The organism is Candidatus Delongbacteria bacterium, from assembly GCA_020634015.1.
Lineage (GTDB): Bacteria > CAIWAD01 > CAIWAD01 > CAIWAD01 > CAIWAD01 > JACKCN01.
Genome location: JACKCN010000002.1, coordinates 12,486 through 24,444, shown reverse-complemented (window position 1 = coordinate 24,444; position 11,959 = coordinate 12,486). Strand labels below are relative to the sequence as shown.

General features: G+C 63.0%; 6 protein-coding genes. 2 read left to right on the top strand and 4 right to left on the bottom strand.

Features of this window, described 5'->3' with window-relative positions; genetic code table 11:
- Positions 1 to 47 precede the first annotated feature (47 nt).
- Positions 48 to 4,622, top strand: a complete 4,575-nt coding sequence (locus H6678_04230; GenBank protein ID MCB9472999.1) for a T9SS type A sorting domain-containing protein — start codon at positions 48 to 50, stop codon at positions 4,620 to 4,622.
- Between the two features lie 153 nt (positions 4,623 to 4,775).
- Here the strand turns inward: H6678_04230 and ftnA are convergent, their stop codons facing one another.
- Positions 4,776 to 5,297, bottom strand: coding sequence for a non-heme ferritin (ftnA, locus tag H6678_04225; GenBank protein MCB9472998.1), 522 nt, complete (start codon positions 5,295 to 5,297; stop codon positions 4,776 to 4,778).
- Between the two features lie 217 nt (positions 5,298 to 5,514).
- On the opposite strand from ftnA, the gene H6678_04220 reads away from it, so the two are divergent.
- Entirely contained in the window at positions 5,515 to 5,931 is a 417-nt protein-coding gene (locus H6678_04220) for a universal stress protein (protein ID MCB9472997.1), read from the top strand.
- A 5-nt stretch (positions 5,932 to 5,936) separates the two neighbouring features.
- Here H6678_04220 and H6678_04215 read toward each other — a convergent pair whose 3' ends face one another.
- Genes H6678_04215 through H6678_04205 form a run of 3 tightly spaced genes read right to left on the bottom strand, consistent with a single transcriptional unit; the run spans position 5,937 to position 11,957 of the window.
- Positions 5,937 to 10,070 (bottom strand): hypothetical protein, encoded by a 4,134-nt coding sequence (locus H6678_04215; protein MCB9472996.1) that lies wholly within the window; start codon positions 10,068 to 10,070, stop codon positions 5,937 to 5,939.
- Positions 10,067 to 10,735: a di-trans,poly-cis-decaprenylcistransferase gene (uppS, locus tag H6678_04210; GenBank protein ID MCB9472995.1), complete on the bottom strand. Its 669-nt coding sequence runs from the start codon at positions 10,733 to 10,735 to the stop codon at positions 10,067 to 10,069. The genes H6678_04215 and uppS overlap by 4 nt, the downstream gene beginning before the upstream one ends.
- A gap of 55 nt (positions 10,736 to 10,790) precedes the next feature.
- The gene (locus H6678_04205; GenBank protein MCB9472994.1) at positions 10,791 to 11,957 is read right to left on the bottom strand and encodes a hypothetical protein; all 1,167 of its coding nucleotides are present in this window, start codon (positions 11,955 to 11,957) and stop codon (positions 10,791 to 10,793) included.
- Positions 11,958 to 11,959 lie beyond the last annotated feature (2 nt).

Below are 11,959 nucleotides of genomic sequence, written 5' to 3'. Positions count from 1 at the left end.
CGGCTCGCAACGCTCTCAAGCTTTCGGTCATAAACAAGGAGTACTCCATGCGTCGAGCTCTTGCGGCTTGCTTTCTGCTTGCCGGCGCTGTCTCCCTCTGCGCCGCCCGCACCGCCCTGGACCTGCAGGTCCGGAGTGAGGGCTCCGGAGTGGGTGATCCGCTTCACCTCAGTATCCAGTTCGCCCCGGCGGATCTGGAGACGATTCCGGTCAATGGGCAGGTCTACACCCTCATCACCATGGAAGACGCGGGTCTGATCGGTGAACCGGGGCGCCCCGACCTGCCCGCCATCCATCGCCTGCTGGAACTGCCCGACCATTCGGACGTCCAGGTGCGCGTGGTCGGAGGCGAAAGTCACGTGATCGGCAACGTCCTGCCCATGCCCGTGCAGGACCAGTTGCACAACGAGGCCGAAGTCCCCCAGCCCTGGCTCCAGGATCAGGCTCTTTACGGTGAGGATGCCTGGTACCCGTCCTACAACGTGCTGCTGGACGAACCCGCTCTGGTGCGCAACCACCGCGTGGCCAAACTCAGCGTTTTCCCCGTGCAGGTCAACGCCTTCACGGGTGAGACCCGGGTCTGGACCTCGATGGAACTGGATGTGACCTTCGACGGGGTCAACCCCGTCAACCAGCGCGAATGGCAGCTGCCCGCTTCCGCCAGGGTGCTGGAAGCCGAGCTGGCCAATGCGATCGTCAACCCGCGTCAGTCAGACAGCACCCTCGACGCTGTCTGGAGTGATCCGGGCAAGATGCCGGGCAAGTACCTGGTCTTCGCGCCCACCGCGGCTCTCACCAACCAGCGTCTGCTGGACCTCCTGCAGTGGAAGCGCCAGCGTGGTCACACGGTGGTCATCGAATCCTCGTCCGGCATTCTCTCGAACGCGGTCTCGATCAAGAACCGCATCACGACCGAGTACAACAGCGACGAGCCGGTCAAGTTCGTGATGCTCGTGGGAGATACCGACGGTTCCTATGCGGTGGCCGCCGACGGCACCAGTGGTTACGACAACTACTACACCCGCATCGAAGGCACCGACATCCTGGGTGATGTGGCCGTGGGCCGCCTGTCCGTGGACAATGCCACCCAGCTGACCACGGTCTGCAACAAGATTCTGACCTACGAGCAGAACCCCTACGTGACCAACCCGTCCTGGCTGCAGCACGCCGGCCTGGTGGTGGGCAGCAGCGCCTGTTACCTGTCCATGCGTCAGGTATCACGCAACATCGCGTCCGGACTGGTGTCCATCCGCGGTTACAACGACATCGACACCCTCTGGTGCAGCAGCTCCACCCCGGTGCCCGGACTGTTCAACGCCGGCATGAGCTTCTACAACTATCGCGGCTGGATCGGCATGGAAGGTCTCAGCGGATCCACCATCGAAGCGCTGACCCAGGGTCCCCGGACTCCGGTGGCCACCATCTTCACCTGCTCCACGGGCGACTTCGTGGGCGGTGACGACCTCACCGAGAACTTCTTCCGTGGCGGCAATGCCACCACCCCCGGTGCCGCCGTGGCCTGCATGGGTTACGCCACCGCCTCGACGCATACCCGTTACAACAACGTGATGGCCGTGGGCTTCTATCATGCCTTCCTTCAGGGCGATGTCCCCGAAGTGGGCAGCTGCCTGGTGCATTCCAAGTACGAACTGTACATGACCCTGCCCGCGGGCGACCAGCAGGCGGTGAACTTCGCCAACTGGGGCAACCTGATGGGCGATCCGGGCATGCGCATGTGGGGCGGCCTGCTGAACGAACTGGAGTTCACCGTGCCCAGCTCGATCAGTGATGGCGCCGGCTTCCTCGAGTTCGACGTCAGCATCGATGGCGAGCCCGCCGAAGGCATCATCGTGGCGGCCTGGCAGGCCGGCGGTGCGGGCGACTATCAGTCCGTGACCATGAGCGACGAGAACGGACACGTCTGGCTGGATCTGGACGGTGTCAGCGACGGTCCGATGACCCTGACCGTGAGCCACCATCGCGCGCGCCCGGTGCAGCAAGTGGTGACCGTGGGTCCGCAGAGCGTCGATCCCACCCTTGCCACCTGGAACGTCAACGGCGGTGAAGCCCTGCCCGGTGTGGTGGCCCAGCCCTTCGAATTCACCTTCAGCAACGCCGGCTCCGGCGCCCTGACCGGCATCAGCATGGATCTGGAAATGGATCCGATGTACGGCAGCATCACCGGCACCGATCTCACCTCCGCCGACCTGCCTGCCGGCAATACCAGTGCCGCGGTCACCGGGGGCACCATCAGCCCCGCGGCCGATCTGATGGACGGTGACACGATCCCCGTGATCATTCACCTGAGCAGCAACGAAGGCTCGGCCGATTTCCTGGCCCGTGTCACGGTGGCCGGCCCCAGCATCCTGCCCACCGCCCAGACCTACCCCATGGGCGTCTGGCTGCCCGCCAGCAGCCGCAGCCTGCAGGTCGTGCTGCAGAACAGTGGCTCGATGGCTGCCGAAGCCCCCACGGTGACTCTGGTTTCCGATGCCGAAGACTTCGTGGTGGTCACCAGCGGTGCCCAGACCGGATCCGACATCGCCCCGTCGGCCAGCGGCACCTTCAGTTTCAACGTGGACATCACCCAGGACGCCCTGGTGGGCATGAACCTGCCCCTGCACCTTGAGATCGCGGCCAACACCGTGGTGATGCAGCGAGTGGATCTGCTGGTTCCCGTGGGCAACCCGGGCCAGAACGACCCCACCGGTCCCGACGAGTATGGCTACTGGGCCTACGAGGATGAAGACAACACCTACGCCCAGGCGCCCACCTTCAACTGGGTGGAAATCTCGCCCGTGGCCGGTGGCCCCGGCACCTTGGTTCCCCTCAGCGACGAAGGCGACGAGCAGGATGACATGGTGCGCGTGACCATGCCCTTCGGCTTCACCTATTATGGTGAGTACTACACGCAGGCCTACATCAGCTCCAACGGGTTCCTGGCCTTCGCCGACATGGGCACGCTCTACGAGACCGACTTCCGCAACCATTACCTGCCCAGCGGCCAGGGTCCCGATGCGATGATCGCCCCCATGTGGGACGACCACCTGACCACCGGCTCGGGCAATGTCTACACCTGGTTCGACGCCCCCGCCCACCGCTGGGTGGTGGAGTGGTACAACGTGAACGCCAACCAGAGTGGCGGCCCCAATACCTTCCAGGTGATTCTCTACGACCCCAATTTCTATCCCACGGGCACCGGCGATGGCGAATTCATGTTCCAGTACCAGGTCTGGAATGACAACCAGAGCGCAGGCACGGACTTCCCCTATTGCACCGTGGGCATGAAGGATCACACCTCCTTCCAGGGCATGACACTCAAGCACTACAACATCCTGAACCCGACCATGCACAGCATCGGAGCGGGTACCGCCGTGCTCTTCACCACCACCATCAACGGTGTGTTGACTCCGCCTTCGCTGAATTTCGACCCCGCCGGTCTCACGGTGAATCTGGTCCAGGGCGAAAGCACCACGGCTGATTACGAAATCGGCAACGTGGGTGAAGTCACCATGCTCTACGATCTGTGGCTGACCTTTGACGCACGCGACAGCGGTGGCCCCGATTCCTATGGGTATGAATGGCTGGACAGCAACGAAGATCTGGGTCCTGAATTCAACTGGGTCGATGAAGCGGACGCCACGCCCGTGACCTTCGCCCACAACGACAGCACCGCGGGCTGGTTCGATCTGGGCTTCGACTTCTATCTGTACGGCACACCCTACGATCGTGTCCGGATCAGCCCCAACGGGTTCCTGAGCTTCTCCTCCTGGTCCGGTGCCTGGAGCAACCAGGAGCTGCCGACCTCGCTGGCTCCCGAAAACTCCGTGCTGGTCTGGTGGGACGACCTGCGCCCCGTGGATGATACCGAAGGTTACTGCAGCTGGTACACCAACAACCAGGACAGCCTGGTGGTCAGCTGGACCGGCGTGCCCCACTACAACCCGGGCGCCAACGGTGGTCCCTTCACCTTCCAGGCCATTCTGCGGGCCAATGGTGACATCACCCTGCAGTACCAGTCGGTGGGCAGTGGTCACAGTGGCACCGCGGGTCTGCAGGGCGCCGACGGTGATACCGGTATTGGCGTGTTCCACAACCAGGTCATCGAAACGCCCTACGCCGTGCGCATCAGTCCGCCGGCCTGGGCCGTGCTCGGATCCGAGAGCGGCGTGGTCGTGGGTGGCTCCAGTGTGATGATTCCCGTCGCCTTCAGCAGCACCGCCGGTTACGAACTGCCCGCAGGTGAGTACAACGCCAGCCTGCACATCGCCACCAACGACCCGGATGCGTCCGAAGTCGTGGTGCCCCTGCAGATGATCGTGGACGGTGTGGATGTGGATGAGAATCCCACCCTGCCCCTGACCACCCGTCTGGCGGGCAACTACCCCAACCCCTTCAACCCGACCACCCGGATCAGCCTGGACCTGGCCCAGAGTGGACGCGTTCAGCTGGTGGTGTTCAACATGCTGGGACAGCGTGTGGATACTCTGCTGGACAGCCCGCTGGAAGCCGGCAGCCACAGTCTCGACTGGGATGCCTCCCATCTGCCCAGCGGAATGTATCTGCTGGAGATGAAGGCCGGCAGCGTGACCGACCGCCAGAAGCTGATGCTGGTCAAGTAACACGCTCCTGTGATCGCAAGCACGGAAGGGCGCCCCGCGGGGCGCCCTTCTTCGTTTTCGTCACGGGTCCCGTCTCAGCGCGCGCCCGGAGCGGCAACGGCGCACCATGTGCGCCGTTGCGTGGAAAGTCGGTGACTCAGTGTGTGCCAAAGCTCAGGTGGCGGGGGTCCCGGGGTCGCCGGCACCGACGGCCAGCTGGGCGATTTCGCGATCGATGAAGAACAGCCCCTGCCCACTGGTTCCGATCAGCTCGAACTTGTCCAGAATGTTGCGGTAGAGAGCCTCTTCCTCGTGCTGCTCGCTCACGAACCACTGCAGGAAGTTCAGGGTCGAGAAATCACGCTCGGCCATGCTGGCTTCGACCAGTTGGCCAATGCTGGCCGTGACCTGCTGCTCGTGCTCGAAGGCCGCCTGAAACAGGGCCGCCGGGCTTTCGAAAGTGGCCGTGGGCGCTTCAATGGCACCCACCAGGGCCATCCGGCCCGACTCGTTCACGAAGTCGAACATCTTCTGCATGTGCATCATTTCCTCGCCCGCATGGCGACGCAGGAATGCGGCACAGCCTTCCAGTCCCTTGCTCTGGCACCAGGCGCTCATCTGCAGATACAGGTTGGAGGAATAGAACTCCATGTTGATCTGCTGATTCAGCATCTGACCCAATTTTTCACTCAGCATGATGACTCCTGCCCGCAGGCTCTTGGTGACTCCAGCGCGCAACCTTGCAAATCACTCCTGCGCCCGCAAGCTGAAGACCGATGCCCGCCCGCCAGAAGTAAGGAATGCCGGGTATGGGTTGGTTTTTCCCGCAGGAAAGCCGATACACTTCATTCGGCCCGCCGGATTGAGCACATTGCAGCCCTGCCACCGCCGGCCACTTCCAAAGGAGAATCCAATGGCATTCCACAAGATCCTGGCCCTGTTCGGTCACGCCGAAACCGATGTCAAGCTGGTGCAACGAGCCTGTGAACTGGCCAGCGAACAGAAGGCAAGCCTGCGCTTCCTGCACATCAACGAGAGTGATGCGGGTGCGGTGGGACTCTATGGCCGGGTCACCTACGACCATCGCTACTCGCGGGAGGAGATCCAGGAGCTGATTCAGCCCTACAACACCGGTGGAGTGCCCATCGAGGTGGAGGTGGTCGCCACCGATGACCTGATCGAGACCATTCGCGAGTCCTGCACAGGCACCGATCTGCTGATCATCGGACATGAACACCAGAACCTGATGACGCGCTGGCTTACCGATTCCATCGACGAACGCATCATCAATTCGGTGCCCTGCGATGTCCTGGTGGTTCACAGCACCTGAGGGTTTCAATAGTCCACGCGATAACGCAGGAAGAGACGCGGATCGCCCTTGAAGGCGCTGTTCTCGTTCAGCGGGTCAAAGACCAGCTCACCGGTCAGGCTCAGATCCCGGTTCACCGAATACTCCAGTGAATACAGCTGGTACAGGTTCACGTTCTGGCGCACTTCAAGACCCGAACTGGACTGCAGCTGTCCGGTCCAGGAGAGGAAGTACTTGGGGCTGAGTTCCTTGCCGGCGGTCACCCTGCTGCCCTGGAGGTAGTTCCAGTATGAGGTCCGGTAGTCCTTCTGGGTACCCAGCAGGTCTTCGGCGGTATTCTGCAGCACGGGCAGCGAGATGCGTACCAGGTCCAGCCCCAGGGCGCGGCGCAGACGGCTTTCCACGGGAGTCAGCGGCAAGGGCAGGAAACCGGCCACCACACCGGGCAGCACCGACTGGAAACTTCCCAATGGATCCAGCGGATCGATGCCCAGCTCGGGCAGGAACTGCTCCACCGCACGCCCCTGCTCGTCCTCCAGCTTCAGACTGATCACCGACCAACGCCCCCGCTCGAGCTGGTTGCCGAACTCGTCTTCCACCACGAGTTTCAGGAAGAACGTGCGCGAGTTCGCCCCGAAGTCCAGCTGGCCCGGCAGTGCATTCACCCCGGAATCGTAGACATAGTAATCGGCAGTACCCCAGACGATCGGCAGCAGGCTGGTATTGTCGAACTCCATGCCCAGCTCGTCGACCTGGAAGTTCAGGAAGAGGTACTTGATATCACCGCGGCCACTGGTCACGGTGCCTTCGATGCGGAAGCTGTCGTCATCGATCTGGCCGCGGAAGAGCATGGGGTCACGATCGCGGTCCAGATACACATCCACCGTGATCCGGTCCAGATATCCCTGGAAGGAATCGAAGAAGGTCACGTCCTCGAAGCCCTGGATTTCCTTGTAGTAGTTGCAATTGCGTCCGGGCACGGCCTGCAGGTCCCACTCGATCGTGTTGAGAAAACCCACCGTGGCCAGCAGGATCGGTGTCGGCTCACGTTCGCTCACGATGAAGGGAAAGGTGAAGCGCGCGTTGCGCACATCAATGGTTCCGCGTACGACAGGGCGCTCGAAAGGTCCGGCCAGCACGAAGTTCTCGCCGGGAACCCGTCCGCGCAGGCGCACTTCCGAGTTCCAGTCCAGCTGCATCAGGCCCGGGATCACCGTGTCCAGATAGTGGTCCCGATCGCCCATTTGCACTTCAAGCACACCCAGGTTGGTACCGAAGATCTGCCAGGGCTGCAGTTCCTCGCCGGACTCCGTGACCCAACCCGGCCGATTGCGGATCCGTACGCTGCCCTTGCCGGAATGGAACTCGCAGCGGCGGATCTCCAGCTCGCCATCCACCAGTCGCAGGTCCAGATTGAGATCCCGCACCCGGGTGAACACGGATTCCAGATCAAGGCGTCCATTGCTCAGCGTCAGGTTGCCGTCCAGCACCAGAGGATTGGCCGGCGTGCCCGTGATGCGCACCTGGGCGTCGGTTCGGCCCTGACCCGCTTCGATGAATGTGTTCTCCCGGGCCACCAGCTGGAAGAGATTGCCCGAGAGCGTGGCGTTCAGGTCCATTTCGGCCTCACGCTCGGTGGGCAGTTGCCCCTCGACTCGCAGGGTCAGCGGCTCGATGCCATCACGCCTGAGGACCAGACTGTCCAGCTGGATCACGGGGCGGCCATCCTCATCGGGCGTGGGGAGCTGTGAGGCACGCACGCTCAAGCGGTCGAAGCTGAGCCCGATTCCCGAGGGCCGGGCCATGTCCAGTTCGGCCAGCATCAGGCGGGGTTTGCCGTGATCCAGACGCAGGCGCGCCTGCCCCATGATCTGTCCCGACAGCTTGTAGGGGTTCCTGGGCAGCAGGCTGGACAGCTCCAGTTCATCCAGCCAGAGCTGCCCGGCACCCGTGCTCAGGTCGGGCGCGAACCCGATCTCCGTGCGGGCCAGATCGGTCAGCCCCAGACGCAGTTGTCCTCCCGGGGCATGGATCCAGTGCATGCTCATCTCCAGCGGCGACCACCAGCGCAACAGACTGCTGTCGGGAAGTTGCAGGCTGTAGTCAATCGCGCCCCGCAGGCCCGGATCGTCCAGATTGCCTTCGCCGGCCAGCAGCAATGTCACCTGCCCCATCTCGGGGGCCGCTTCCTCGCGGGGAAGCAGGTTCATCAGGGTGCGCAGGGGCAGCGGCCCGGAGTCCAGTTCCAGCCGGTAATCGCGGGTGGCCAGATTCAGGCCCCCGGTGAGCACCAGACTGTTCAGCAGGCGCAGACTGTCCAGCTCCAGACGCTGATCCTCAAGCCTCAAGGACACACTGCCTTCCAGGGGGTCGTTGAAACGGGTCTGGCCGTCAAACATGCCGTCGAAAGCGAGGGCGCCCGTGCCGGACGTCGCCAGCTGGCCACTGATCTGACCGGAGGCCGTTGGGCTCTGCAGGCCCAGATCCAGGAACCACTGGCTGCCCTGTCGGTCAAGCGTGAGTGACAATCCGGTGTGCGTTGGCAGCGGGTGTGAGTCGGCTAGCAGGGCCCGCAACGGGTCCAGCAGTTCGGCAAGCTCCAGATGCAGCCGGGGCAGGCCTGCGCTGGTCGACAGTTCCAGATTGCCGGTCGCGTTCTGGGAAGTGTCCAGGAACTGGCAGCTCAGTACCTGATCGCGCCACTGGCCGATCAGATGCAGGGCCACGGGATCACGTCCCAGGGTTCCCGTGAAGTGTACACGAGGCCCCTCTGAGTCCAGTTGCAGCACCGCCAGCAGCTCCAGTGCCTGATCCGCGCGCAGCAGGCTGGCAGCTCCCGTGCCCTGGGCAAGTGGCAGATCCAGATTCAGTTCCAGCACCGTTCTGGGCGACGAGAGCCACGGCTTCACCAGGCCCGAACCGCGAATCGTCCCACGGGGGCCGCTGGCACGCAGATCGCTCACGACCAGACTGTCCAATCCGCCCGCTACCCGAACTCCGAAGGCATCACAGGTGACTCCGTCCAGGACCAGCTGGCCATCCATCTCCGCGCGCAGGCCCGGGGATTTCAGGGCACCGCGCAGCGACAGTGCCAGATTCAGCTTGCCGGAAAGATCACTCTGGATGATTCCGGCTGGCAGGATCGAGGCCAGTTTCGCCAGCTGCAGTTCGTGCAGCGTCCAGTCCAGGTGATACTCGCGGTCCACGCTGCCTTGCCCCACCAGCGTCTGGCCCGCACACTGCAGTTCGGCGGACAGCAGTCGAAACTCGTGGCGATCCAGCTCCATCTCCGCCCTGAAATCCAGCAGGGAATCCAGGCCGGTCACCTTCAGTCGGGGCGCATCCAGTTCGCCACCACCGGACAGACTGTCCAGCACTCCGGCCTGGAGCCGCCCATAGAGGGACGCCCGGGCGTGCAGCTCTCCCGTCAGGTGCCGATCCAGCCCGGGAAGCAGCTGACTGCCCAGACGCAGCTGCTGGACATCCAGGCGGAACTCCCCATCCAGACTTTCCGGTTCAAGGTCCACCCGCAGTTTCAAGCCACGGGACTCGGCCCCCGGCGTGTCGGACGCCGCCAGCGAACCGCGTGGCACATCACTTTCCACCAGCACTTCGAGGTGATGCTCGCTGTGCCAGACCAATCCTTCCAGATGATCCAGCAGGGCCAGGTTCCAGCCCTGGCCAACCAGAACCAGCGAGCCATCCGTGAGACGGATCCGCGGCACGGTGGGCAGCAGCCGACGCAGTTCTTCCCCGACCATGCTGTCCAGTTCGAAGGAAAAGCCCGCGTCCGTGCTCCGGCCGGAGCCGGGGCGCCAGAACAGGCGTGGCTTGTCGAGACGAATGCTGTTGATCAGGGAGAGAGTCTGGCGGGGATTCAGCATCCAGCGGACGGGTGACACGGTCACGGTGACACGCTGGCACTCCACGTGCACCGTCGTGTCGGCACTGGCAAAGGTCAGGCCACGCAGTTCCAGACCCATCAGGCGCGGCAGCACCTGCTCGAGATTGGCATCACGCAGACCCGCGCGCTCCATGCCGGACAGCAGTTGCAGGCGCAGTCGCTCGGGCATGTCCAGCAGGTACCAGGCCCCGGTGAGCAACGTGCCCACCAGCAGCAGGACCAGTGTGCTCACAAGCACCCAGCGGCGGGGTTTCATGTCTGAAGCTGTTCGGAAGTCCTGCCGAAGCGCCGTTCGCGGTTGCCGTAGACCTTCAGCGCATCCATGAACTGCTGACGGCGGAACTCGGGCCAGGGACGGTCACACACGTAGATTTCGGTGTACGCCAGTTGCCAGAGCAGAAAATTGGAGAGACGGTACTCGCCTCCCGTGCGGATCAGCAGGTCCGGATCGGGCAGGTCGGCCGTGAAGAGGTAGCGGGAAATCAGCGCTTCATCGACCTGCTTGTGGCCGTCGGCGATGATCCGGTTGATGGCGTGGGCAATCTCCTGACGTGAGCCATAGGAAAGGGCCAGGCTCAGCACCAGACCCGTATTGTCGCGGGTTTTCTCGATGGCCTCGGTCAGCCCCTGGCGGGGCCCGGAGGGCAGGTGTTCCAGAAACCCCAGGGCGCGCACCTGCACATTGCTGGCGTGCAGGCGGTTGACCTCCTTGCGGATGGTGTTCAGCAGCAGGTTCATCAGGGCGGAGACTTCGGCCTTGGGGCGTTCCCAGTTTTCCGAGCTGAATGTATACAGGGTGAGATAGCCAATGCCCAGCTCGCCCGCCACTTCCACCAGCTCGCGCACCGAGTTGACACCTTCCCGATGACCCGCAACCCGTTGCAGCCCCCGGGACTTCGCCCAGCGGCCGTTGCCATCCATGATCACCGCCACGTGGACGGGCAGATCCTGGAACGCTCCGGCAGCCAACTGTCTCTCAGCCTCCGATCAGCCCGTTGCCACGTCCAATCATCTCCGCGTCACCGCGCGCCGCTCCCAGGCGCAGGAGGGCAATGCCCAGGTTGTTGCGCACATGGGCACTTTCCGGCTTGAGCGCATAGGCCTTCTCGTAGGCGGCGATGCTGCGCTCGAGCCAGCTCTCGTCATCGCTTTCCTGCGAGGCCATCAGGGCCACCAGCCCCATCTGCTTGTGACACTCGAAGGTCAGTTCGGGATCGAGGCCCGGCAGGGCCAGGGTGGCCGTGTACTGCGACAGCGACTTCTCGAAATCGTTGAGCTGGCCATACAGGAAGGCCATGTCGAAACTCAGGTCGGGATCGGTCGGGTCCAGGGACAGGGCACGCTGCATGTACTCAATGGCTTCAAGCTTGAGTGCCTTCTTCTGGGCCTCGTCGGATTCGTCATTGGCCAGTTCCGAGTGGGCGTAGCCGGCCAGCTTGAGTACTTCACTGTTCTCACCGAAGTGCTCGGTGTACAGATCCGCCGCCTCGATGGTCTTGCGTGATTCGCGGGGAATGTCCCACAACTTGACGATTTCGAGCTGGAAGGCCGAGGAATCGGGGTGCTCGTCCAGCATGCTCTGCCAGATCGCCACGGATTCCCCAACGCGGCGCAACTGCTCCTCGCGCGGATAGGTGTAACACGAGGTTCGCCAGGTGTTGGCCAGCGCCTTGCGCGTGGGATGATCTTCGGGCTTGATCTTGAGAGCCTGAACGAATCCGGCGATCGCCTGGTCGTAGCTGGCGCGGCAGGCCGTGGTATCATGAGCTTCGAACTGCTCGTTGGCCTTGGTCAGATTTTCCACGCCCTGATTGAAGTTGGGGACCCAGATCTTGCCAATGACCTGGTCCGCCGATTTCAGTGCCTTCTGGATGTTCTTCTCCGTGTCCGACACGCTGGAGATCAGCTTGTAGGCCTCGTTCATCTCGGTAAAGCGGTCCTGGCGAGCGTAGAGCTCCACCAACAGCGAATACAAGGGAGCTTCCTGAACGTGTTTGTCGCGACCGGCCTCGGCGAACTCGAGGGCCTTGGTGTAATCGCCCTGCTTGTAATAGATGAGAGCGCTGGTCTGCTCCATCGACTTGGCAAAGCCCTGCAGACTCATGAGGCCCAGCAGGGCCAGGGTGATGATCGTGCGTTTCATGG

Bases quoted from the DNA above. Each gene is read 5' to 3' on its own strand.
- H6678_04230 (MCB9472999.1), top strand. From the start codon at position 48: ATGCGTCGAGCTCTTGCGGCTTGCTTTCTGCTTGCCGGCGCTGTCTCC.
- ftnA (MCB9472998.1), bottom strand. From the start codon at position 5,297: ATGCTGAGTGAAAAATTGGGTCAGATGCTGAATCAGCAGATCAACATG.
- H6678_04220 (MCB9472997.1), top strand. From the start codon at position 5,515: ATGGCATTCCACAAGATCCTGGCCCTGTTCGGTCACGCCGAAACCGAT.
- H6678_04215 (MCB9472996.1), bottom strand. From the start codon at position 10,070: ATGAAACCCCGCCGCTGGGTGCTTGTGAGCACACTGGTCCTGCTGCTG.
- uppS (MCB9472995.1), bottom strand. From the start codon at position 10,735: ATGGATGGCAACGGCCGCTGGGCGAAGTCCCGGGGGCTGCAACGGGTT.
- H6678_04205 (MCB9472994.1), bottom strand. From the start codon at position 11,957: ATGAAACGCACGATCATCACCCTGGCCCTGCTGGGCCTCATGAGTCTG.